Origin of the sequence: Streptomyces paludis, assembly GCF_003344965.1 — a bacterium.
Taxonomy (GTDB): Bacteria; Actinomycetota; Actinomycetes; order Streptomycetales; family Streptomycetaceae; genus Streptomyces; species Streptomyces paludis.
In genome coordinates, this window is record NZ_CP031194.1 from 7,644,881 (window position 1) to 7,670,299 (window position 25,419).

General features: G+C 72.5%; 13 protein-coding genes. 10 read left to right on the forward strand and 3 right to left on the reverse strand.

The window, feature by feature from the left end; all coding sequences use genetic code 11:
- Positions 1-64: 64 nt before the first annotated feature.
- Together DVK44_RS33435 and DVK44_RS33440 are read left to right on the forward strand one after the other, a co-directional pair.
- Positions 65-11,116: a non-ribosomal peptide synthetase gene (locus tag DVK44_RS33435; RefSeq protein ID WP_114664361.1), complete on the forward strand. Its 11,052-nt coding sequence runs from the start codon at positions 65-67 to the stop codon at positions 11,114-11,116.
- 89 nt (positions 11,117-11,205) lie between these two features.
- Positions 11,206-12,828 (forward strand): ABC transporter ATP-binding protein, encoded by a 1,623-nt coding sequence (locus DVK44_RS33440; RefSeq protein ID WP_228447716.1) that lies wholly within the window; start codon positions 11,206-11,208, stop codon positions 12,826-12,828.
- Between the two features lie 104 nt (positions 12,829-12,932).
- Here the strand turns inward: DVK44_RS33440 and DVK44_RS33445 are convergent, their stop codons facing one another.
- Positions 12,933-14,036 carry an alpha/beta hydrolase-fold protein gene (locus tag DVK44_RS33445; protein ID WP_114664363.1) on the reverse strand — a complete coding sequence of 368 codons (1,104 nt, stop codon included), beginning with the start codon at positions 14,034-14,036 and terminating at the stop codon, positions 12,933-12,935.
- Positions 14,037-14,145: 109 nt separating this feature from the next.
- Between DVK44_RS33445 and DVK44_RS33450 the strand changes: the two genes are divergently transcribed.
- The 4 genes from DVK44_RS33450 to DVK44_RS33465 all read left to right on the forward strand — a co-directional run bounded on the left by DVK44_RS33450 (position 14,146) and on the right by DVK44_RS33465 (position 18,814).
- Complete coding sequence (locus tag DVK44_RS33450) at positions 14,146-14,355, forward strand: MbtH family protein (protein WP_114664364.1); 210 nt, start codon at positions 14,146-14,148, stop codon at positions 14,353-14,355.
- Positions 14,356-14,508: 153 nt separating this feature from the next.
- Positions 14,509-16,785, forward strand: coding sequence for an MMPL family transporter (locus DVK44_RS33455; RefSeq protein ID WP_114664365.1), 2,277 nt, complete (start codon positions 14,509-14,511; stop codon positions 16,783-16,785).
- Between the two features lie 149 nt (positions 16,786-16,934).
- Positions 16,935-18,140 (forward strand): sensor histidine kinase, encoded by a 1,206-nt coding sequence (locus DVK44_RS33460; RefSeq protein WP_114664366.1) that lies wholly within the window; start codon positions 16,935-16,937, stop codon positions 18,138-18,140.
- Positions 18,137-18,814, forward strand: a complete 678-nt coding sequence (locus DVK44_RS33465) for a response regulator transcription factor (protein ID WP_114664367.1) — start codon at positions 18,137-18,139, stop codon at positions 18,812-18,814. Before DVK44_RS33460 ends, DVK44_RS33465 begins: the two co-directional genes overlap by 4 nt.
- A 48-nt stretch (positions 18,815-18,862) precedes the next feature.
- Here the strand turns inward: DVK44_RS33465 and DVK44_RS33470 are convergent, their stop codons facing one another.
- Both DVK44_RS33470 and DVK44_RS33475 read right to left on the reverse strand, forming a co-directional pair.
- Entirely contained in the window at positions 18,863-19,882 is a 1,020-nt protein-coding gene (locus tag DVK44_RS33470) for an aldo/keto reductase (RefSeq protein ID WP_114664368.1), read from the reverse strand.
- Between the two features lie 90 nt (positions 19,883-19,972).
- On the reverse strand, positions 19,973-20,872 hold the full coding sequence (locus DVK44_RS33475) for a helix-turn-helix transcriptional regulator (RefSeq protein ID WP_114664369.1): 900 nt from the start codon (positions 20,870-20,872) through the stop codon (positions 19,973-19,975).
- Positions 20,873-21,098: 226 nt separating this feature from the next.
- On the opposite strand from DVK44_RS33475, the gene DVK44_RS33480 reads away from it, so the two are divergent.
- From DVK44_RS33480 to DVK44_RS33495, 4 genes are all read left to right on the forward strand, one after another.
- Positions 21,099-22,169: an NAD(P)-dependent alcohol dehydrogenase gene (locus DVK44_RS33480; protein WP_114664370.1), complete on the forward strand. Its 1,071-nt coding sequence runs from the start codon at positions 21,099-21,101 to the stop codon at positions 22,167-22,169.
- 114 nt (positions 22,170-22,283) lie between these two features.
- Entirely contained in the window at positions 22,284-23,081 is a 798-nt protein-coding gene (locus tag DVK44_RS33485) for an SDR family oxidoreductase (protein ID WP_114664371.1), read from the forward strand.
- 250 nt (positions 23,082-23,331) lie between these two features.
- Positions 23,332-23,715 carry a nuclear transport factor 2 family protein gene (locus DVK44_RS36565; RefSeq protein WP_162794184.1) on the forward strand — a complete coding sequence of 128 codons (384 nt, stop codon included), beginning with the start codon at positions 23,332-23,334 and terminating at the stop codon, positions 23,713-23,715.
- An 81-nt stretch (positions 23,716-23,796) separates the two neighbouring features.
- Entirely contained in the window at positions 23,797-25,398 is a 1,602-nt protein-coding gene (locus DVK44_RS33495) for a Na+/H+ antiporter (protein ID WP_181957584.1), read from the forward strand.
- The last annotated feature ends 21 nt before the right edge of the window (positions 25,399-25,419 follow it).

Below are 25,419 nucleotides of genomic sequence, written 5' to 3' on the forward strand. Positions count from 1 at the left end.
GCCATCCGGGACGACCCGCCTACCGTGGAAGGACGCTGAGTCTTCGATGTCTTCGCTGTCTTCGATGAGGGAACCGAACGCTCCGCGCGTACTGCTCTCCACCACGCACCTGGCCGCGATCCGCCGGCGCACCGGGGACTACGGCGAGCGGACCGTCGCCGAGGCGTGTGCCATCGCGCTGGCCTACTGGGCGACGGGCCGCGGACCGGACGGCATGGACCTCACCCCCGGTGTGCTGTTCGCCGATGTCCTCGGGTGGGCCGACCACGGCGGTCGCGGGCACGAGGACTGGGCGGTCGGCGCCGACGGCCGGAGCATCACCGTCCCCGACGGTGTCTCGCAGGCCGACGCGCAGCTCGCGCTGGACGACCTGGCCGACTTCCCGGACCGGCCCCTCGGCACCGTCGGCCCCTCCGGCGCGGCGGCACGCGGGGCGGCCCTGGCCGCGTGGAACGACACCCGGGCCGACCGGAACCGCCCGACCCTCATGGAGATGTTCCGCGAGCAGGCGCGCGCCCGGCCGGACGCGATCGCCGTCGTCGACGAACACCGGTCACTGACGTACCGTCAGACTGATGAACTCTCGGGCCAGTTGGCCCATCATCTGATCCAACGCGGCCTGACCTCCGAACAGATCGTCGGTATCTCGCTGGGCCGCTCCGCCGAGATGGTCGTGGCGCTCCTCGCCGTGCTCCGGGCGAGGGGCGCGTTCGTACCGCTCGATCCGCGGTGGCCCGCCGCGCGCCGGGCCGTTGTCATCGAGGACGCCCGCGTCGTGCTTCAGCTGGGCGGCTCCGGCGAGCACGGACCGGGGGAACCGGACGCGGTGGCCGTCGACCTCGACGACTGGCGGTTCGGCGCCCACCCCGCCGAGGACCCCGGGGCGGCCGTCCCCGGCGCGGCCCTCGCGTACGTCATCTTCACCTCCGGATCCACCGGACGCCCCAAGGGCGCCATGATCCGCCACGAGGCGATCAGCGAGCGGCTGCTGTGGCAGTCCCGGGAGATCCTGGGCTTCGGCCACGACGACGCGTCGCTCTTCAAGGCACCGCTGTCCTTCGACATCTCCATCAACGAGATCTTCCTGCCCCTGGTGTCCGGCGGCAGACTGGTGATCCTGCGGCCCGGCGGCGAACGCGACCCGCACCACCTGCTCCGGGTGATCGCCGAACAGCGCGTCACCTTCACCTATCTGGTGTCGTCCATGCTGGACGTACTGCTGGAGATCGTCGGCGACACCGGACGGCTGGACAGCCTGCGGCATGTCTGGTGCGGCGGCGAGGTACTCACCCCCGAGCTGTACGAGCGGTTCCGCGCCCGGCTCGGCATCCCCCTCTACCACGGCTACGGCCCCGCCGAGACGACCATCGGCGTCTCCCACGTCATCTACCGGGGCGCCGCCGAACGCCTGTCGACATCGATCGGCCGGGCCAACCCCAACACCCAGCTCTACGTACTGGACGGTGAACTGCGCCCGGTCCCGGTCGGCGTCGGCGGCGAACTGTACGCGGGAGGATTCCTCCTGGGACGCGGCTACGTGAACGCGCCCGGCCTGACGGCGTCCCGGTTCGTGGCCAACCCGTTCGCCTCGGACGGCTCCCGGCTGTACCGCACCGGTGATCTGGCGCGGTACGCCCCGGACGGATCGCTGGACTTCCTCGGCCGCGCCGACAACCAGATCAAGATCCGCGGTATGCGGCTGGAGATCGAGGAGGTCGAGGCCGGCCTCGCCGAGCACCCCGGAGTACGGCACACCTGCGTCGTCCCGAAGAAGAACACCGCGGGCGGCACCTACCTGGTCGGCTATGTGATCCCGGCCGCCGGCCACGAGGATCTGACCGCGGACGAGGTCGGGGAGTGGGCCGTACGGCACATGGTCGACTACATGGTGCCCGCCCACCTCGTCGTGATGAGGGAGTTCCCGCTCACCGCGAACGGCAAGCTCGACCGGGGCGCCCTGCCCGAGCCCGTGATCCCCACGGACCTCGGCCGGGCGCCCGCCACCGACAACGAACGCGTGGTGTGCGCGGCCGTCGCGACCCTGCTGCGACTGGAACGGACCTGCGCCGACCAGGACTTCTTCCGGCTCGGCGGCGACAGCATCCTGGCGATCTCCCTGCTGAGCGCGTTACGGGACGCGGGCCTCCATGTCACCGCGGGACAGATCTTCACCCACAGCGTCCTCGGCGAACTCGCCGCGGTGGCGAGCCGCGAGAACCTCTCCGCCGTCGACCACGACGATGTCGCGACCGGTCCTGTCGTGGGCTCGCCCATCGTGCAGTGGCTCGGCCGCACCACGGACGCGATCGACGGCTTCGTACAGTCGGTGGTACTGAACACACCGGCGGAGCTGACCCCCGGCGCCCTCGACGCGATGCTCGCCGCGCTGGTCGCCCACCACGACATGCTCCGCGCCCGGCTGGTGCGCGGCGACCGCTGGAGCTTCGACATCCCCCCGGCCGAGGGCAGCGCCGTGGAGTGGCGGGAGAGCGACCTGCCGCTCGACGACTGCGTCGCCCTCGCCACCCACGGGCTCGACCCGGACAATGGTGTGATGCTGCGCGCGGTGTGGCAGCGGGCGGCACGGCGGCTGGTCCTGGTCGCCCACCATGTCGTGATCGACGGGGTGTCCTGGCGGATCCTGATGGACGACCTGGCCACGGCCTGGCGACAGGCCGCCGCGGGCGCGCCGGTCGAACTCGCCCCCGTGGGAACGTCGTTCAGGCGCTGGACTCAGCTGCTGGAGCAGACGGCCTGCGCCCTGGACCCGGCCGGCCTCCAGCGCCCGCTGCCCGGCGCGGACGCGCCGCTGGGCAGCCGGGCGCCGGCCGCGTCCGACACCGTCGCCCGGGAGCGGCGGCGGACCGTCACCCTCGGCGCCGGGGACACCGCCGCCCTGCTGAACGAGATTCCCGCGAAGTTCCACACCGGCGTCAACGACGTACTGCTGACCGCGCTCGCCGTCGCCCTCGCCCGCCGGCGCCGCGACCGTGGGCAAGCACAGACGTTCGCCCATATCGAGCTGGAGGGACACGGCCGCGAAGGACGTTTCGTCGCGGACGCAGCGGGCTTTGAACCGGACCTGTCGCGGACGGTGGGCTGGTTCACCACGCTGTTCCCGGTGACCGTGGACCCCGGCACGGCGGCCGACCTCACCGCGCCCGCGTATCTGGCGTCCGCTCTCAAGGCGGTCAAGGAGGACCTCGCCGGAGCGCCGGGCAACGGCGTCGCCCACGGCGCCGTACGGTATCTGACGGACACCGCACCGGCCGCCCCCGCGCCCCAGGTGCTCTTCAACTACCTGGGCCGCTTCGAGGCGGGGGCCTCGGAGGACTGGCGGCTCGCGGGCACCACCGGACAGCTGGGGGAGCGGCGCGATCCGATGATGCGCCTGCCGCGCGCCCTGGAGTTCAACGCGATCGCCGAACCGGCCGCGAGCGGCGCGTACGAACTGGTCACCACCCTTTCCTGGCCCGAAGGGATGTTCACCGACGAGGACATCGCCACCCTCGGCCGGTACTTCCGGACGGCTCTGACCGGTCTGGCCACGCTCCGGGACGGCGGCCACTCGCCCAGCGACTTCCCCCTGGTGCCGCTCACCCAGGCCGATGTGGACGAGCTGGACGGGCCGGCGCTGCGGGACATCCTGCCGCTGACCCCCCTCCAGGAGGGCCTGTACTTCCACGCGGTCTACGACGACCACACGACCGGCAGCTATGTCGAGCAGCAACTGCTCACGCTGGACGGCGAGGTGGACACCGGCCGGCTCGCGGCGGCGGCCACCCGGCTGCTCACGGTCCACCCCCACCTGGCCGCCCGGTTCACGGCGCTCGCCGACGGCCGCGTCGTCGCCGTACTCGAAAAGGGTGTACGGGCGCCCTTCACCGCGCTGGACCGCCCCTCCCTCACCGACGACGAGATCCGCGAGCACGCCGAGCGGGACCGCCGCGCGGGCTTCGACCCGGCCACCGGGCCGCTGATGCGGTACACCCTCATCCGCGCCGGCGCCCGCCGTACCGTGCTGGTGCAGACCGTGCACCACATCATCGCCGATGGCTGGTCGGTGCCGCCGATGCTCCGCACACTGATGGCCGAGTACCACGCGCCCGGCTCCGTGCGCCCGCGCGGCGACCACCGCGCCCACGCGCTCCGGCTCGCCGCACACGACCACGACGAGAGCGACCGGGTGTGGCGCGAGGAACTCGCGGGCCTGCCCGGACCCTCGCTGGTCGCGGAAGGACACACTCCCTCCGAACGGTTCGCCGACACCACCGCCGACACCACCGCCGACACCGACACCGACATCGCCGCCGACACCGACACCGACACCGGGACCAGTGGCGCCCCCGGCGTTGACGTGGCCGCCCGGTCGGCCGGTGTGCCCCTGAGCGTGGCCGTGCACAGCGCGTGGGCCCTGACCCTGGGCGGCCTCCTGCCCGGCGGGGACATCGTGTTCGGCTCCACGGTCTCCGGGCGCGACATGGCGATCCCCGGCATCGAGGACATGGTCGGCCTCTTCATCAACACGATCCCCGTACGGGTCCGTTGGGACGCCGGCACCACGGCACGCGAACTGCTCGGCGCGGCGCGGGAACACCACAGCAGGGTGCTGGCGCACCAGCATGTCTCCCTGGCGAGGACCGGCCGCCTGGCCGGTGTCTCCGGCCCCCTCTTCGACACCCTGGTGGTGTTCGACGTCGCGACCGACCTGGACACGCTGCGCGGTCCCGATGACACACTGGTCATCACCGGCATCGCCAACGAGGGCGCCCCGCACTACCCGTTGACCCTGGTCGTGGCGCGCGCGCCCGACGGCCGCCCGCGCTTCGACCTGATTTACGACGCGGAGCTGCTCCGCCCGGAGGGCGCGCGGAGGATCCTGCGCACCTTCACCCGGACCCTCACCGGCCTGCTCACCCGGCCGGACACCCCGGTCGGCGAGCTGACGGCCACCGAGGACACCGGCCGGCGTCCGGCGGAGACCTCCCCGGCGACCCTGGGCGAGCTGTTCGACGCCGCCGCGGACCGTGACCCGGCGGCCACCGCCGTCACCCAGTGCGCCCTCGACGGCGGCACCCGCTCCCTGACCTACGGTGAACTGGCCTGCGCGAAGGACGAGTTGGCCGCGGTCCTGCGCGCCGCCGGTGTCGGGCCGGGCGACAGGGCCGCCGTCGCCGTCCCGCCCTCCCTCGAACAGGTCGTCGCCCTGGTCGCGGTGGTCTCCGCGGGCGGCGCGTACGTACCGCTGGACCCGGCCTACCCGGACGAGCGGCTGGAGTACCTCCTCGCCGACGCCGCCCCCCGGGCCGTACTTGTGGACCCCGCACAGCGGGACCGCTTCACCCGGCTGGTGGCCCGGTCGGGGGTGGCGGCCCGGGTGCTCGTACGGGGCGACGAGCTGCCCCGGCGGGACACCGGACCCCGGGCCGGCCGGCACGACCCCGCGTATGTGATCCACACCTCCGGCTCGACCGGCCGGCCCAAGGGGGTGGTCGTCCCGCACTCCGCCGTGGTGGCCCTCCTCGCCAGCACCCGCTCCGCCATGGGCTTCGGCCCGCACGACGTCTGGGTCCAGTTCCACTCCTTCTCCTTCGACTTCGCGGTCTGGGAGCTGTGGGGAGCGCTGGCGCACGGAGCCGAGCTGCTGGTGCCGGAGTACGGACTGACCCGCTCCCCGGTCGACTTCCACCGGCTGGTCCGCGAGCGCGCGGTGACCGTGCTCAACCAGACCCCGTCGGCGTTCCACCGGTTCATCGAGGCCGACCGGCACGCCGGCGAACCGGTTACGGCGCTGCGCCGGATCATCTTCGGCGGCGAGGCGCTGGATCCCGCGCGGCTGCGGGGCTGGGTCGAGCGCCACGGCACCGCCTCGCCCGTGCTGGTCAACATGTACGGCATCACGGAGACCACCGTCCATGTCACCCACCGGGTGCTCACCGACGCGGACTTCGGCCCCGGCGACACCGAGGCGGACCGACGGCGTCCCGCCCGGGCGGACGGCGCCGCTCCCGCCGTACGCACCAGCCCGATCGGCGGTCCCCTGCCCGGACTGGTCACCCATCTGCTGGACGACCGGCTGCGGCCGGTGCCGCCGGGCCGGGTGGGCGCCGTCTATGTCGCCGGCGCCCAGGTGTCGTACGGATATCTGGGCCGGCCGGGGCTCACGGCGGGCCGGTTCGTGGCGGACCCGTTCGCGGCCGACGGCTCCCGGATGTACCACACGGGCGACCTCGCCCGCCGTACGCTCGACGGCGAGCTGGAGTTCACCGGCCGGGCCGACGACCAGGTCCAGCTGAAGGGGTTCCGCGTCGAGCTGGGCGAAGTGGAGTCCGCAGTCAGGGAACTCGACGGCGTCGTCGACACGGCGGTCACGGTCGCCGCCGGTGGCGACCATCTCGTCGCGCACATCGTGGGCCGGGTGCCCGACGGCCTCCCCGCGCTGCTGGCCGCCAAGCTGCCCGCGCACCTGGTGCCGGGCCGGGTACTGCCGGTCGACGCCCTGCCGCTGACGGTCAACGGCAAGCTGGACCGCGAGGCCCTGGAGGAACGTGCCGCCGAGGACGAGCGCGCAGTCCCGGACGGGCCTCCGGTGGCCGCGAGCGATGCCGCGCTGACCACGCTGGTCGGCATCTTCGCCCGTACGCTGCCCGGCGCCGCCGTGGACGCCGACACCGACTTCTTCGGCGCCGGGGGCGACAGCATCGTCGCGATCGCCGTGATCAACCGGGCCAGGGCGGCCGGCCTGCGGATCACCCCCCGGGACGTCTTCCTGCGCAGAACACCGCGCGCGCTCGCCGCCCACCTGGGTACGGACACCCCGCGCGCGGAGGTGTCCGTACCGGCCCGCCGCGAGGACGGCCCGCTGCCGGCGACCCCGATCATCCTGCGACAGCGCGAACTGGGCGGTTCGCTCGCCCGGTTCGCCCAGGCCAGATCGATGGTGGTGGCGGAGGGAACCGGCTTCGCCGAGGTCCGGCGGGCCGCGAACGCCGTCGTCGCCGCGCACCCGGTCCTCCGGCTGCGGCTGCGCGTCGAGCACGGCGTGTGGAGCCTGCGTACCGAACCGGCCCGCGAGGTCACCGTCGTCCGGACGGCCGCCGGTGACGTGACGGCCACAGGTGACGTGACGGCCGCCGGGAACGAGGCCGCCGGACGGCTCGATCCCGAATCCGGGGACGTCATCGCGTTCTCCTGGCTGGAGTCGAGCCGCACCCTGGTGGTGACCGCGCACCACCTCGCCGTGGACGCGGTGTCCTGGCTGATCCTCCTCGACGACCTGGCCACCGCCCTGAGCGGGGCGGCCCTGCCCCCGCCGACCACCTCCTACGCCGAGTACGCCGAGGCACTCACGGCGGGCACCGCCCGGGCGATCGGCGGACTCGGCCACTGGCTCACCACGCTCCAGGCACCCGTACTGCTGCCCGTGGTCCGGGACCCGCGCGAGATCACCGTCGTCCTCGCCCCCGACGTGAGCGACCGGGTGACGCTCGGCGCGCCCGCCACGCTCGGCGTGGAACTCACCGAGCTGCTGTGCGGCGCGCTGCGCGCCGCGCTGACCCGCATTCAGCCCACGCCCACCGATCTCGCGGTCGACCTGGAGCGGCACGGCCGGGTCCCCGCCCTGGAACACCACGACTACACCCGCACCGTCGGCTGGTTCACCGCGATAGCGCCGGTCCGGCTCACGGCGCACACCGACCCCGTCGCGGCGGCGCGCGAGGTCGCCGAACGCCGGCCGGACGAGCGCGCGCACCTCGACTACGGCCGGCTCCGGTACCTCGACCCCCAGACGGCCCCGTCACTGAACACCGCCCGCCCCCAGGTGCTGTTCCACTATCTCGGCCGGGGCGCCGAGTCCCGGGCACCGCGCCTCACCGGCGACGGCCGGCCCGGCCCGTACGCCGTCGAGGTCAACGCGTGGACCGACGACACCACCGGGAGCCTGCACGCCGTCTTCACCCTCGCCGAGGGCGTACCCGACGAGATCACCGCACACTGGCGCCGCGCGCTGGAACACCTCGCGGACGCCGCCACGACGGCCCGGCGCACCGCACCCCTCACCCCGCTCCAGCGGGGCCTGTTCTTCCAGGCCCAGATGGCGGACGCGGCCGGACAGTACGTCGCGCAGAGCTACTTCACCTTCGACCGGCGCCTGGACACCGAGGCGCTGGCCGAGGCGATGGCGTATGTGATCCGGCGCCATCCGGCCGTGGGCGCCGGCTTCACCACCGACGACGAGGGGAACCCGGTCCAGACCCTCGGCGCGGGCCGGCCGGTCGAGGTCCGTACGGTCCGTCCGGCGACGGACGCCGAGGCCGAGGCCCTGCGCGTCCGGGACCGCGCGTCGGGATTCGACCCGGGGGAGCCGCCGTTGATCAGACTGACCGTGCTGCGGCTGCCCGGCGGCGGGGACGGCCTGCTGCTCAGCTACCACCTGCTGCTCTGGGACGGCTGGTCGCGCGAGATCGTGCTGCGGGACCTCTTCGACGGCTACCGGGCCGTGGTCGAGGGCCTGCCGCTGGACACCTCCCCGGCGGTCCCCGGCTTCGAGGAGTACGCCCGGACGCTCGCCGCGAAGGACGCCTCGGTGCCGGTCCGCTTCTGGGCGGAGCACCTGGCCGGACTGCCGGGGCCGACCCTGCTGGCCGGACCGGCGCCGTCCCTCTCGGACGACCTGCCGCGCGCGCTCGTACAGCCCCTGTCCGCCGGACTGTCCCAGCTGCTGCGGGAGACGGCCAAAGCACACGGCGTCACCCTCAACACCGTACTGACCGGCGCCTTCGGCCTCTTCCTCGGAGCCCGGACGGGCCGCGCCGACGCGGTGTTCGGGGTGACCGTCTCGGGCCGGGAGGGCGAGGGGCACGCCGGTATCGTCGGGGTGCTGCTCAACACGGTGCCCCAGTGGACGAGAGCCCGGCCCGGCGACACCGTCGGCGCGTATCTGACGGCCGTACAGGCGGCCCGGGTCGAGGCGATGGAGCACGAGCACCTGGGACTAGGCGAGATCCAGCGGGCCAGTGGGCACGACACCCTCTTCGACAACCTGTTCGTGCTCCAGAACTTCCTGGACAGGGACGCGTTCGCCGGGATGAACGCCCGGCACGGCATCACCTCCGTACGGGCCGACGACTCCACGCACTACCCGTACACCTGGGTCGTCACCCCCGGCGACCGGCTCACGGTCAAGCTGGAGCACCGCGACGACGATCCCGCAGGCGCCCGCCGTCTCCTCGACGACTATCTGCGCGTGCTGGAGGACATGGCCCGGTCGACGGGGCCGGTGGGCGCGCTGCCCGGGCCGGTACGGGTGCCCGGGCCCGCCGCGCGCACTGGGATCGGCACCGACACCGTCGTCGACCGCTTCGACCGGGCGGCGGACCGTGCTCCGGGGCGGGTCGCGCTGGTCGACCGGGGCTCGGCCATGACCTTCGCCCGGCTCCGGGACCGCAGCCGTACGGTGGCGGGGGTCCTCGCCCGCCGCGGCATCGGCCCCGGGACGACGGTCGGGCTGGCGATCCCGCGCTCCCTCGACTCGATCGTGGCGCTCTTCGCCGTGCTGCGCGTGGGCGCCGCCTATGTGCCGCTGGAGCTGGACCACCCGGACGAGCGGATCGCGGCGATCGTCGCCGACGCGCGGCCCGAGGTGATCCTCACGGTCAGCGCCGTCTCGCCCCGGCTCAGTGGTGAACTGATCGAGCTGGACCGTCCGTTGCCCGACGCCGCTCCGTACCGGACGTTCGCGCCGGACGACCCGGACCGGCTGCGGCACCCCGCGTACACGATCTACACCTCCGGCTCCACCGGCCGGCCCAAGGGCGTGGTGACCGAGTACGCGGGACTGACCAACATGCTGGTCAACCACCAGCGGCGGATCTTCGAACCGGTCCTCGCCGAGCACGGCCACCGGGTCTTCCGTGTCGCGCACACCGTGTCCTTCGCGTTCGACATGTCGTGGGAGGAGCTGCTGTGGCTCGCCGACGGCCACGAGGTCCACATCTGCGACGAGGAACTGCGCCGCGACTCCCCGCGGCTGGTCGCCTACTGCCTCGGCCACGGCATCGACGTCATCAACGTCACCCCGACCTACGCCCAGCAGTTGGTCGCCGAGGGCCTGCTCGACGACCCGGCCCGGCGGCCCGCGCTGGTGCTGCTCGGCGGCGAGGCGGTCGCCTCCGCCCTGTGGCGGCGGCTCGCGGAGACGGAGGGCACGGCGGGCTACAACCTCTACGGGCCCACCGAGTACACCATCAACACCCTCGGCGTCGGCACCTTCGAATGCCCGGACCCGGTGGTGGGCGTACCGATCGACAACACCGAGGTGTACGTACTGGATCCATGGCTGCGGCCCGTGCCCGACGCGGTCCCCGGGGAGCTGTATGTGTCGGGCGTCGGCATCGCGCGCGGCTATCTCGGGCAGAGCGCCCAGACCGCGCACCGCTTCGTCGCGTGCCCCTTCGGCGCGCCCGGCGAGCGGATGTACCGCACCGGGGACCTGGTGGTCCGCCGGCCCGACGGAAACCTGATGTATCTGGGCCGTACCGACCAGCAGGTCAAGATCCGCGGGCACCGGGTGGAACTGGGCGAGGTCGAGGCCGTGTTCGCGGCCCACCCGGCGGTGCGTTTCGTCGCCGCGGTCGCCCAGCCCGACCCGCGGGTCGACGGCGCGTACCGGCTGGCCGCCTATCTCGTCCTGGACGGCGGCGCCGAACTGGCGCGGGTCGCCGACGACGTGGGCGCGGCGCTGCCGGACTTCCTGCGCCCGACGCACTTCGCCCAGGTCGACCGCATCCCGCTGACCGTGAACGGGAAGGCCGACACCAGGGCCCTGCCGGAGGCCAGACCGCTCGGCACGCTGACCGCGGCGGGAGAGCGCGGCCCGCGGACGGAGACCGAGACCGCGGTCTGCGCGTTCTTCGCCGAGGCACTGGACCTGGACGACGACGAGGTGCGGGCGGTGAGCGACTTCGTGTCCCTGGGCGGGCACTCCATGCTGGCGGTCCGGCTGATCGGGCTGCTCCGCAGGGAGTACGGTCCTGTGATCACGATCCGCGATCTGTTCACCCTGCGAACCCCCGAAGCGATTGCCCGCCACCTTGACGAGAATCCTGATACGTGACGCCAAGAACTCCTGACACTCCCGATACGCGACGGTCCCGTACGGGGGCGGACATCCTGCGGACCGCGCTGCGCCGCAATGTCGGCGCCATGGTCCGGGGCACCGTCCTCATGAGCCTGTACCAGGCCGGGGAGACGGCCTTTCCCATCGCGCTCGGCCTGATCGTCGAGCACGCCATGCAGGACCGGAGCTTGGGCGCGCTCGGTCTGTCCATCGGCGCGCTGGCCGTGATCATCACCACGGTGTCGCTGTCGTGGCGGTTCGGGATGCGCGTCCTCCAGAAGGCCAACACGACCGAGGCGCACCACTGGCGGGTACGGGTGGCCGCCTGCGGGCTCCAGCCGGTGGCCTCGGACACCGATCTGAAGTCCGGCGAAGTGCTGACCATCGCCACCGAGGACGCCGACCAGACCTCCGACATCATCGAGGTCGTGCCGCTGCTGGTCAGCTCCCTGGTCGCGGTGGTGGTCGCGGCGGTCGCGCTGAGTCTGGCGGACATCCGGCTCGGCCTGCTGGTGATCGTGGGGACCGTCGCGATCCTGTCGGTCCTGGCCGTCATGTCCAAGCGGATCGGCGCCGGCACCCGTGAACAGCAGGCCCGGGTGGGCCGGGCGGGCGCGATGGTGGCCGATCTCATCATCGGGCTGCGTCCGCTGCGCGGTTTCGGCGGCAACCACGCGGCGTTCGGCTCCTACCGGAAGGTCAGTACGGACGCGCGGCGGCAGGCGATCACCGTCGCCCGGGTGAGCGGCGCGTACGCGGGCACCGCCCTGGCCCTCAACGCGGTCCTGGCCGCCGCGGTGTCCCTGACGGCGGGTCTGCTGGCGTTCGAGGGCCGGATCACCATCGGGGAACTGGTGATGGCGGTGGGCCTCGCGCAGTTCATCATCGAACCGCTCAAGCTCTTCTCCGACATGCCCAAGTACGTGATGATGGCGCGCGCCTCGGCCGAGCGGATGGCACTGGTGCTCAGCGCCGCACCGGTGACGGCCCCGGGGCAGCGGCTCCCGGCCGCGGGCGGGGACCTCGACGTCGACCGGGTCCGCCACGGAACCCTGCGCGGGCTGAAGTTCACGGTGGGAGCCGGTGAGTTCGTGGCGATCGCCGCCTACCAGCCGCGTGCGGCGGCCGATCTCGTGTCGGTGCTCGCGGTGAACGTCCCGCCCGGAGCGTACGGGGGGACGGTGCGGATCGGCGGCCGGCCGCTCGCGGAGCTGTCGGTCGAGGGGATCCGCGCGCACATGCTGGTCAATCCGTACGACGCGGAGATCTTCGCCGGCACCCTGCGCACGAACATCGACCCGCTGGGGACCAGCGGTCTGGTGTCCGAGGCCGTCGAGGCGTCCCTGCTCACCGATGTCGTCGCCCTCCACCGGGACGGGCTCGACTACGCGGTCCGCGACCGCGGCGCGAATCTCTCCGGAGGCCAGCGGCAGCGGCTGTCCCTGGCCCGCGCCCTGGCCGCCGACACCGACGTACTGGTCCTGCACGACCCGACGACAGCGGTCGACGCGGTCACCGAGCAGCTCATCGCGCGCAATGTCGTGACGGCGCGGCGGGGGCGCACCACCCTCGTGATCACCAGCAGCCCGGCCCTCCTGGACGCCGCCGACCGCGTGCTCGTCCTGGACGACGGTGTCATCACGGCCGAGGACACACACCGCAACCTGCTGGCCCATGACGAGGGCTACGGTCTGGCCGTGGCCCGGTGAAGTGCCGGGCGGGTACGGGGAGTTACGGCGAGCACGCCCGCGGATCCAGTCGGCCCACCCCGGCGAACCGGAACCCCGTCGGACCGGCACACCGGCGGCACGGCTCAGGCGAGAGCCCAGGCGACATCTCTGAGCAGGGCGTGCCGCCAGCCCGCCCGGTCGTGGTCCGAGGCCGACCGTGACACCCGTACGGTCGCCCCCGCCCGCTCGGTCAGCGTCTCCACCAGTTCACAGTGGGGCAGCATCCGTGTCTCGTGCCGCCCCACGTCGAACGCGCACCGGAGCGCGGACAGATCGGGACCGCGACGCAGCCGCGCGGCGAGGGCGCCGCCGACCGGACCGCCCAGCGGATCCGCCAGGTCCATGGCGCCGGGCGCCCACCAGAACGAAGCGGACTGGCAGGCGATCCGCGACACCAGCTCCGGGTACTCCAGCGCCGCGTACAGCGCGCTCAGCCCGCCCAGGCTCTGTCCGGCCACGACCAGCCGCCCGCTGTCCGCCCGTACCCCGGACCCGGCCACCAGCGGCAGCAGTTCGTCCCGGACCGCCTCCCACAGCTCCGGCGCGCACCCCAGCTCGGCCTGTCTGTCCTTGGCCGGGAGGAAGACAAGAGTGACGGGAGGCAGCTCGCCGGCGGCGACGGCCGCGTCGAACGCGGTCATGGCCGGGTGCAGATACAGCCAGTCGTCCCCGTCGAGCAGCAGCACCACCGGACCGCCACCGCCCGCCGGATGCACCCGTACGGTACGCCGCCCGCCGAGCCGTTCGCTCTGCCAGCGGAGCCGGACGCGGGGGAGGGGCAGGACATCGTCCGGGCCGATGGAGGGCCAGTGCGGCTGCGCCGGGGCGTCCGGGGTCGCGGCGATGGACCGGTCACCACCGGCACCGACCGGGTTGAACGGATCGGCGCGGGCCCCGTCGTCCGCGACGATCCGGTAGGTCACCCGCAGCCGCGCGGGCATCCGCACCACGGCGTACCAGCAGTCCGTACCGGCCCACCGGCGCAGGGCCACGGGCGGTGACCAGCTCTCGAACTCGATCCCGGCCGGAGAGCCGCGCCACAGGAACAGCGTCAGCCAGCCACCGTCGTCCGGGACCGACACGGGCGTCCGGGCCGCCGCCCAGAACGCGTCGGTGCCGGGACCGCCCGGCACCCCGAACGCGGCGAAAGGGCTCTCGCCGTCGGCCTGTTCGAGCACCGGGCGCATGCACACCTCTCCTTGTGAGGGGGATGGTGAGAAGTTAGGCTCACTGTGCTGTAAGGCAAGCCTAACCTGAGAGTTCCGGCCGTGGGCCGGACCGAGGAGGCCCTGACATATGAACACCAACCCGTTCGACGACCCCGAAGGCCGCTTCCTCGTCCTGGTGAACGACGAGGGACAGCACTCGCTCTGGCCGTCCTTCGCCGAGGTCCCCGGCGGATGGACGGTCGCGCTCACCGAGAACACCCGGGACACCTGCCTGCACTTCGTCGAGACCCACTGGACCGATCTGCGCCCCCGGTCCCTCAGGGCCCCCGCCGACTGAGACGGGAGCGACGACGGCCCGGACGCGTACCGTGATTTCAGTAGTCCGGTCCCGCGGATCCGGTAGGGAGAGTGCCAGCAGCCGCATGACGACGGAGTGGGCCCGCCAGGACAGTCTGGGTGGGACACAAGATCAGATGCGGAGACCCTTGACGTGGCAACTTTTCTCTATCGACTGGGACGTCTGGCCTTCCGGCGGCGCCGGTACGTCGCCCTCCTCTGGGTGGCCGTCCTGGCCGCCGTCGGATGGGGCGCCCTCCAGGCCCCGGGAACCTCCGACGACGAGTTCTCGATGCCGGGCATCGAGTCCCAGAAGGCATTCGACCTGATGGGGCAGCGCTTCCCCGGCGCGGCCGCCGACGGCGCCACCGCCCGGGTCGTCTTCATCGCCCCGGACGGGCGGAAGGTGACCGCGTCCGACACGAAGGCGGCCATCGAGTCGACGGTGCGTGCCCTGGGCGACGGCTCGCAGGTCGCCGCCGTGGAGAATCCCTTCGACACGCGGGCGGTCAGCGAGGACGGCTCGACGGCGTACGCGACCGTCCGCTACAAGGTCCCGTCCTCGGAGGTCACCGATGCCAGCCGGACGGCGGTGGAGAAGGCCGCCGACACGGCGCGCGAGGCGGGGCTCACCGTCGAGGCCGGCGGCGGCGCGATGGACAGCGGCGGGGGGCCCGGCGGGGTGGCCGAGATCATCGGCGTCTCGGTGGCGGCGCTCGTCCTGCTGATCACCTTCGGCTCGCTGGCCGCCGCCGGGCTGCCGCTGCTGACCGCGGTCCTCGGCGTCGCCGTGAGCGTCTTCGCGATCGTGCTGCTGGCCGATCCGCTCGACCTGTCCTCGACGACGCTCACCCTGGCGATGATGCTGGGCCTGGCGGTGGGCATCGACTACGCCCTGTTCGTCGTCTCCCGCTACCGGGAGGAGCGCGCCAAGGGGCACGCTCCGCCGGAGGCCACCGGACTGGCGGTCGGTACGGCGGGTTCGGCGGTTGTCTTCGCCGGGCTCACGGTGGTCATCGCACTGGCCGGTCTGATGGTCGTCGGAATCCCGATGCTGACCAAGATGGGCCTGGCGGCGGCGGGCGCGGTCGTTGGCGCGGTGCTCGTCGCGCTGACTGCGGTACCGGCCCTCCTCGGCTTCTGGCCCGACGCCGTGCTGTCGAGGGCCGACCGGGGGAAGAAGCGCGGCCGTCCACTCCGTACCGCGAAGGCAGCGAAGGCCGCGAAGGCGGAGAAGGCCGGGAGCGGCGAGGAGAACAGCGCGGGAGTCCGCTGGGCCCGGCTCGTACTGCGTCGCCCGATCCCCGTGCTGCTGCTGGGCGTTCTGGGCCTCGGGGCTCTCGCGATACCGATGGCCTCGTTGCGGCTGGGCATGCCCGGCGACGAGGCCAAGCCCACCTCCACCACCGAGCGCCGCGCGTACGACGCCCTGGCCGAGGGTTTCGGCCCCGGCTTCAACGGTCCGCTGACCATCGTCGTGGACGCCAGGGGAACCGGCGACCCCAAGGCCGCGGTCGGTGTGGTCAGCGAGAGGATCTCCGGCACCCCCGGGATCGTCTCGGTCGCCGCACCCCACTTCAACGAGGCCGGGGACACCGCCGTGTTCACCGCCACCCCCGCCACCAGCCCCACCGACGAGAAGACCAAGACCCTCGTCAGGACCATCAGGAACGAGCGCCCCGCCACCGAGACCGCGGCCGGCGCGTCCTTCGAGGTCACCGGTACCACCGCGCTCAACATCGACATCGCCGAGAAGGTCCGGGCCGCGCTCGTGCCCTACCTCGTCACCGTCGTCGGCCTGGCCGTCGTCCTCCTTCTGGTGGTCTTCCGGTCCGTCCTCGTCCCCCTCAAGGCGGCCCTCGGCTTCCTCCTCTCCGTTCTCGCGGCCCTCGGCACGGTCGTCCTCGTTTTCCAGCAGGGCCACGGGGCCGCGCTGCTGGGCGTGGAGCAGACCGGGCCGATCATGAGCCTGATGCCGATCTTCCTGGTGGGCATCGTCTTCGGCCTGGCCATGGACTACGAGGTCTTCCTGGTCTCGCGGATGAGGGAGGCGTACGTCCACGGCGAGCCGGCCGGGCAGGCCATCGTCTCGGGCTTCCGGCACAGCGCCCGGGTGGTCGCGGCCGCCGCGCTGATCATGGTCGCGGTCTTCGCCGGGTTCATCGGCGAGAGCGGCTCGATGATCAAGATGATCGGCTTCGGCCTGGCCACCGCCGTGCTCTTCGACGCCTTCGTCGTACGGATGGCGCTCGTGCCCGCGGTTCTCGCCCTGCTGGGCGACCGGGCCTGGTGGCTGCCGGCCCGGCTGGACCGGATCCTGCCCCACGTCGACATCGAGGGTGAGGCCCTCCACCGTACGCCGCCCGCCGCCCCCCACGGCGAGGAGGAGACGAACGTCAGGGCCGCGGCGGGGACCGAGACGGCGAGGTAGAGGAGGCGGCGCCAGGGCCGCACTGGGGGAACACGGCGAAGGCCGTACGCAATGAGAAGCTGGAGGCCGGGGCCGACGCCGCGAAGGTGGACGGCGGGCCGAGGACCGCCGCCGTCCACCACCGGCCCCGCTCTTCACCAGGAGAAACGATGACCACCAGCCTGGAGCGACACACCGGGCGCCGCTCCCGGCTGGGGGACGCGGTGATGGGCCTGGGGCTGTTCGGCTGCGCGGCCCTCGGCGCCTCGATCAACATCCCCGGCGTCGGCCAGCCGCAGCAGACATGGCCCGCCCACCTCTTCGCCGGCATCTCCTGCCTCGCACTGCTGAAGGGGCGCGGCCACCCGCGCGCCACCGTCGCCGTGGTCACGGCCTGCACCGTGACCACCGGCGCCCTCGGGTACCTGCTCACCCCGCTGCTGCTGGCCCCCCTCATGCTCGCGCTGTACTGGCTCGCCGCCGACACCGGCCCCAGGACCAGACATGTGTACGGTCCCGTGGTCATGGCCCTGGTGGTGATCACCGCCGTAATCGACATGCCCACGACCGAGCTGCTGCTGCTCAGGACCGTCGGCCCGGTCCTGTGGCTGCTGCTGCCCCTGGTGGGCGGCAGCAGGTCCCGCCTCAGACACGCCTACGTGGAGTCCGTACAGGCCCGGGCCATGCACGCCGAACGCACCCGCGAGGAGGAGGCACGCCTGCGCGTGGCCGAGGAACGGATGCGCATCGCCCGCGAGCTGCACGATGCCGTCGCTCATCACATGGCCGTCGCCAACGCCCAGGCCGGCACGGCCGCCCACCTCGCGACCACCCATCCCGAGCAGTCCCGGAAGCTGCTCACCGACCTGACCGGCACCATGTCCTCGGCGCTGCTCGAACTCCGCGCCACCGTCGGAATCCTGCGCCAGGCCGGAGACCCCGACTCCGGCCCCCTGGAACCCGCACCCGGACTGGACCGTCTCCCCGAACTGCTCGCGGCCTGCGAGTCGGCCGGCCTCAAGGTCGTCCTCACCACCGAAGGACAGCCCCGACCCCTGTCGCCGGGCGTGGACCTGACGGCGTACCGGATCATCCAGGAAGCCCTCACCAACGCCACCAAGTACGCGTCCGACCGTGTCGCCCGCGTACGGCTCACCTACGAGGGCTCCCGCGTACTCATCGCGGTCACCAACGACGGCACCACCACCCCTCCGGCGGTTCCGAGCAGTGGCTTCGGCCTCATGGGCATGCGGGAACGCGCCCACTCCGTCGGCGGCGCCCTGCACGCCGGCCCCCGTCCCGAGGGCGGCTTCGAGGTCACCACCGCACTGCCGCTCCACCCCCAGGCCCCAGAGGAACACGAGGCAGCCCCGTGACCATCCGCATCCTGCTCGCCGACGACCAGGCCCTGCTGAGGGGTACGTTCCGGTTGCTGATCGACTCCTGTGCCGACATGGAGGTGGTGGGCGAGGCCGTCAACGGCCGGGAAGCCGTGGACCTCGCCCGTACGCTCAGCCCCGACGTCGTCCTCATGGACATCCGCATGCCCGGCACCGACGGCCTCACCGCCACCGCCGCCATCTGCGACGACCCCGCCCTGGCCCGCACCCGCATCCTCGTCCTCACCATGTTCGAAACCGAGGAGTACGTCGCCAAGGCCCTCCAGGTCGGCGCCAGCGGCTTTCTGGGAAAGTACGTCACCACCGACGTCCTGCTGGCCGGCATCAGGACCGTCGCCGCCGGTGAGGCGCTCCTCTCGCCCGGCGCCACCCGCGCCCTCATCTCCCGCTTCCTCACCGCACCCGCGCCCGGCTCCCTCCTGGCACCCCCGGAACGCCTGAACGGCCTCACCCCGCGCGAACGGGAGATCATGGCCCTGGCCGCCGAGGGCAAGTCCAACGACGAGATCGCCGGGCAGCTCGTCCTCAGTGTGCTGACGGTGCGCACCCATATCCAGCGCGCCCTGACCAAGCTCGGCGCCCGCGACCGTGCCCAACTGGTCGTCATCGCCTACCAGACCGGCCTCGTCCGGCCAGGACGCGCAGGATGAGCACCCCCGGACGACGCGAATCCACGCGCGACCGCCTTCCCGGACGCGTCAGCGGCGGCGCTGGTCGGCGCGGAGTTCGAAGTCGCCGTAGCTGTTGTCGACCGGGTTGACCGTCACACCGGGCGCGACGATCCGGTCGATGGCGTCGAGCACGTCGGACGGGAGCGTGATGTCGGCGGCGGGCAGGAACGCCTCCAGCTGCTCCATGGTGCGGGGGCCGATGATCGCCGAGGTGACGCCGGGGTGGTGGATGACGAAGGCGACGGCCAGCTCGATCAGGGTGAGACCCGCCTTCTCCGCCAGGACGGCGAGCTGTTCGGCGGCGTGGAGCTTGCGCTGGTTGGCGGGGGTGCTCAGGTCGAAGCGCGCCGGGGGACGCGCCGCCGAGGCGGGGTTCTCGGTGGCGTTCTCGCGGTAGCGGCCCGACAGCCAGCCGCCGGAGAGCGGGCTGTACGTGAGGGTGCCCATGCCGTGGCGGCGCACGGTGGGCAGCACGTCCTCCTCGATGCCGCGGACCAGGATCGAGTACGGCGGCTGCTCGGTCACGAACCGTTCCAGCCGGCGTTCCCGCGAGGTCCACTGGGCCTCGACGATCTGGGAGCCGGAGTAGGACGAGGAGCCGAGGTAGCGGATCTTGCCCTGGCGTACGAGGTCGGAGAGGGCGCCGAGGGTCTCGGCGACATCCGTGTCGGGGCTGGGGCGGTGCACCTGGTAGAGGTCGATGTGGTCGGTGCCGAGCCGGCGCAGGGAGTTCTCGACCTCGCGCATGATCCAGTGCCGTGAGCCGCCGCGCTGGTTGGGGTCGCTCCGGTCCATCGGCATGAAGAACTTGGTCGCCAGGAACACGTCCTCGCGGCGGTTCTTGAGAGCCTTGCCGACGATCTCCTCCGAAACACCGGCGGAGTACACGTCCGCGGTGTCGACGAAGTTGATCCCCGCGTCCAGGGCACGGTGGATGATCCGGATCGAGTCGGCCTCGTCCTCGTTCCCCCAGGGGCCGAACATCATCGCGCCCAGGCAGAGCGGGCTGACCTGGACACCGGTGCGGCCGAGCGGTCGGTAGCGCATGAAGTGGTTCTCCTCGGATGTGATCGTGATCGGTCGTCAGTTGCTGACCGTCGTCAGTCGTTGTCGGATGTCATCGGTCGTGATCGGCCGTCACCGGTCCTTCGCGGTCGGGACGACAATCCCGGTGCCCGCCCAACTGGCCAGAAGCGCCAGGGCCTCCTTCTCCGGGGAGTCGGGTTCGGGCGTGTAGAAGTTGAGCCGGAGACCGGGATCCGCCGGCAGCTCCATCGCCTCGTACGGCAGGGAGAGATCGCCGACCACCGGATGGCGCAGGTTCTTCACCCCGGAACGGTGGAACTTCACGTCGTGGCGGGCCCACCGGCGGGCGAAGTCGCCGCTCTTGGCCGTCAGCTCCCCGATCAGATCGGTCAGCGCCTTGTCGTGGGGTGTCCGGCCCGTCTCGATGCGCAGAAACGCGACCGCGTCGTCGGCGCCCTTGTCCCGGTCGACCCAGAAGTCCTTGCTCGCGGGGTCCAGGAACAGGAAGCGGGCGCTGTTGACCGGGCCGCGCTGGGCGAACAGCGGCGAGTCGAAGAGGGGCGCGTACAGCGCCCGCCCCAGCGTGTTCGCGGCCAGGATGTCGAAGCGCGCGTTGCGTACGTACGCCGGCACATCGGTCATCGAGTCCAGCAGGCGCAGGACCGTGGGCCGTACCCGGGCCGCCGGCACCGTGGCGCGCCGGCCCGACGGTGCCGCCGCGCGGGCCAGGTCGTAGAGGTGGGTGCGCTCGGCCTCGTCGAGTTGCAGCGCGTGCGCGAGGGACTCCAGTACGGAGTCCGAGGCGCCGGCGAGGTTTCCGCGCTCCAGCCGTACGTAGTAGTCGACGCTCATCCCCGCGAGCAGCGCGACCTCCTCCCGGCGCAGGCCCGCGACCCGCCGGTTGCCGCCGTAGAGCGGCAGTCCGCTCCGCTCCGGAGTGATCCGGGCACGCCGGGTGCTCAGGAACTCACGGACCTCGGCGGCCACACTCTTCTTGTCTCTGTCTGTCATGGGCGGATCCCTGAGATCGCTCCGCCGCCGGTGATCGTGTTCCCGGCGGAATGCCGTGCTTCGGACTTCACCATAAGTCCGTCCGGGAGGACCTGCGAGGTACTGCCAGTACCTGGAAGATCAGTGACTCCCACCCGCGCGTCCCCACGGCGTTTCCTGGAACAGGACCGGCCGGTGCCGTTCCCGAAGCCAGACCCCACCCCGTATCCCGCGCGAAGGAATCACCATGCCCACCACTGTCCACGCGTACGGCGTCCACGAAGCGGGGAAGCCGCTCGTTCCCGTCACCGTCGAGCGCCGCGACGTCGGCCCGCACGACGTCCGGCTCGACATCCTGTACTGCGGGATCTGCCACTCCGACATGAACTACGTGGACGGGACGTTCGGCCCGACGGCGGTCAGCCCGCTCGTGCCCGGCCACGAGATCGTCGGCCGGGTCACCGAGACCGGCTCCGAGGTCTCCCGCCACCGGGTCGGCGACCTGGTGGGCATCGGCTGCATGGTCAACTCCTGCCGTGTGTGCGAGAACTGCCGGGCGGGCCAGGAGCAGTACTGCCGCCAGGGCAGCACACTGGTCTTCGGCGCCCCCGACCCCGTCGAGCCCGGAGCCCACACGCAGGGCGGCTACTCCGGGGCGATCGTCGCCCCGGAGGACTTCGTCGTCCGCGTCCCGGAGAGCCTCGACCCGGCCGCCGCCGCACCCCTGCTGTGCGCCGGCATCACCGTCTACTCCCCGCTCAAGCGGTTCGGCGCCCGCCCCGGCACCAGGGTCGCGGTCGTCGGCCTCGGCGGGCTCGGCCACCTCGGTGTGAAGACGGCCAAGGCCATGGGCGCCGAGGTGACCGTACTGTCCCAGTCCGGCGGCAAGCGGGAGGCCGCCGCGGCCCTCGGCGCCGACCACTACGCCGTCACCGGTGACGGTTCGGCGTTCACCGAACTGGCCGGCACCTTCGACATCATCCTGAACACCGTCAGCGCGCCGGTGTCCCTCACCGACTACCTCGGGATGCTGCGTCTGCACGGCACCCTGGTGAATGTCGGTGTGACGACCGAGCCGATGCCGGTGGACGTCTTCGCCCTCCTCCAGAACGGCCGCTCCTTCGTGGGATCGCTGTTCGGCGGCATCGCCGAGACACAGGAGATGCTCGACTTCGCGGCCGAGCACGGCATCACCGCCGACATCGAGCTGATCGGCGCGCAGGACATCAACACCGCCTACGAGCGGATCCTCGCCTCCGACGTCCGCTACCGGTTCGTGATCGACGGCGCGACCTTCGCGGAGCCCCGGCGGGCCTGACGGACCACCACCTGCTCTCCAGGTGAATCGCCGCACAGGGCGCGTGACCGCGGCGCCCGAGTGGAACTGTCGGTACGGACGCCCCTCGCGTCCACTCACTCGCAAGGAACGAACATGGCACACCACCCCCTGACCGTGCTCGTGGTCGGCGCCACCGGCGGCATCGGACGCCTCGTCGTCGCCGAGGCGATCGCGCGCGGGCACACCGTCCGGGCCCTGGTGCGTGACCGCGCGAAGGGCGCCCGGCTGCTCCCCGCCGACACCGGGCTGGTCGTCGGCGATGTCACCCGGCCCGAGACCCTGCCCGCGGCGGTGGCCGGCGCCGACGCGGTGGTGCTCACCCTCGGTTCCTCCGGCACCGGCGCCTCCTCTCCGGAGACGGTGGACTACGCGGGCGTACGCGACGTGCTGACCGCCGCGGCCTCCCCGACGGACGGCGCACGGCCCCGCGTGGTGCTGATGACCTCCATCGGGGCGACCGCCCGCGGCAGCGGTTACGGCCATCTGCTGGAGTGGAAGCGCCGCTCGGAACGGCTGGTCAGGGCCAGTGGCCTCCCGTACACCATCGTGCGGCCGGGCTGGTTCGACCTGAACGGACCCGGCGAACACCGGGTGGTGTTCCTCCAGGGCGACCGCCGCCGGTCCGGCGGCCCCGCCGACGGAAGGGTCGCGCGGGCCGACATCGCACAGGTCCTGGTGGCGGCCCTCACCGCTCCCGAGGCGGCCGGCCGTACCTTCGAGCTGGTGTCCGCGCCGGGAACGATGCCGAGCGCCCTGGGACCGCGGTTCGCGGCGCTGGACCAGGACCCGCCCGGCTCCCTGGACGGCGTACGGGACGAGGCCAACATGCCGCTCGACGGTGAGCCGCGGCGGGTCCGCGACGACCTCGAAGCCGTCCGGGCGCGCGCCTAGGGCGTGTTGTGAAAGTCCCGCCTGCCTGGCGACGCCTGGCACGCACGCTCGCCGCGTTGTCGGGATCACCCCAGTACGTCCAGTACAGGGGCGACCCTCCGCCTTGCGAGCGCACGCACCAGACGCCGCCAGGCCCGCCCTGCGGGCGGACGGCGCTACTTTCGCAACACGCCCTAGGCCTGACGACAGCCCGTACGTACTACGGCGCAACGCCCGCAGCACAACGCCCGCCACGCGACAAGGAGTCAGCATGCCACCGACCGCCGGCCAGAAGGACCGGGAGGACATTCTCCGCGCCCACCACGCCTACCTCGGCGCCATGACCGAAGGAGACACACCGTCACTCGACGGCCTGCTCGACGACGGATTCACCCTCACCCACATGACGGGATACGTCCAGCGAAAGGCCGAGTGGCTGACGGAGATGGACGCCGGGCAGTTCGTCTACCACTCCATCGACGAGGTGGACACGGCGCTCGACCTCGACGGCGACACGGCGCGGCTGACCGTCCGGACCCTGACCGACGCGAAGGTGTACGGCAGCCGGGCCGACTGGCGGTTGCTCCTGACCACCGACTACGGCCGCCGCGACGGCACCTGGATCCCCCTGAGAACGGTCGCCACGACGTGGTGACCCGTAGCGGCCAAGAGGCGGTGCGAGCCACAAGGGCTCCGGCGAACCCGGCCGCCCCGACCACCCGGAGGAGAGGGCATCGTGGCAGCGCTTGAGTTCGTCGTGGTGCTCGGGTGCGCCCTGCTGGTCAGCGGAGCCCTCGCCCACCGGCTCAAGGTGGCCGCCCCCGTCGTACAACTGGCCGCCGGCGTCCTGCTCGGCTTCGTCCCCGCGCTCCGCGGGACCGAGCTGCCGCCGGAGGTGCTGCTGCTCGTCTTCCTGCCGGTGCTCCTGTACTGGGAGAGTGTGACGACCTCGCTGCGGGGGATCCGGCGGGACCTGCGCGGCATCGTCCTGACCGGCACCCTCCTGGTCGTTGTCACCGCCTGGGCCGTCGCGGCGCTCGCGCACGCCCTCGGTCTGCCGTGGGGCCCGGCCTGGGTCCTGGGAGCCGCCGTCGCACCGACCGACGCCACCGCCGTGGGGGTGGTCTCCCGGCTGCTGCCCCGGCGCAACGTCACACTGCTGCGCGCCGAGTCCCTGATCAACGACGGTACGGCGCTGGTCGTCTACAGCCTGGCGGTCGGTGTCACCGCGGGCTCCGAACACCTCGGCACGGCCCATGTGAGCGGACTGGTGGTGCTGTCCTACGGCGGCGGTATCGCGGTCGGCGTCCTCGTCGCGTGGCTCGGTATCCGGCTCCGCCGCCTCGTGCGCGGGCTCGGCGAACCGATGCTGGACAACCTCACGATCATCCTGATCCCGTTCAGCGCCTATCTGCTGGCCGAGCGGGCCGAGGCGTCGGGCGTGCTCGCGGTCGTGGTGTGCGGGCTGATCATGAGCCAGGCGGGCCCCAGCCTGGGCGGCGCCGAGGCGCGCCGGCAGACCACGGCCTTCTGGTCACTGGCGATGTATCTGCTCAACGGTGTGCTGTTCGTCCTGGTCGGCCTTGAGGCGCAGGCGGCGGTCCGGGGTCTGTCCGGTACCGCCCTGACCACGGCGCTCCTGACGGTGGCCGCGGCCTCCTGCGCGCTGGTCGTCGTGCGCTTCCTCTTCCTGTTCGCCGCGGTGTACACCATCAGGGCGCTGGACCGCCGCCCGCGCCAACGGGAGCGCCGCATGGGCCACCGCGCCCGCGTGGTCAGCGCGCTGGCCGGATTCCGGGGAGCCGTCTCCCTGGCGCTCGCGCTGTCCGTGCCGTACACCCTCGACTCCGGTGGACCGTTCCCGGACCGCGACACCATCGTGTTCGTCACCGCCGGCGTCGTGGTGACCACCCTCGTGGTGCAGGCGCTGATCCTGCCGTCCGTGGCCCGCTGGGCCCGGCTGCCCCACGACACGGACACCGAGCGTGAACTCGCCCTCGCCCGGACCACCGCCTCCCGGGCCGCCCTGGACGCCCTCCCCGCGGTGGCGGCGGACCTCGGCACCGACCCCGAGGTCGCCGAGCGGCTGCGCGCCACGTACGAGATCCACCTGCACACGCTCCGGGCCGCCGAAACGGTGGACACCCCGGACGCCGACACACTCGTACGGCACCACGAGCAGGAGACCGCCCTGCGCCTGGCCCTTCTGGAACACAAACGCTCCGCCGTCATCGGCCTGCGCGACGCCCGCCACATCGACGACGCCGTCCTCCAGTCGGTGCAGGCCCAACTGGATGTGGAGGAGGTGCGCCTGGCCCCGACGGCGGAGCCGGAGTGACGGCACGTAACGCGACGGGGG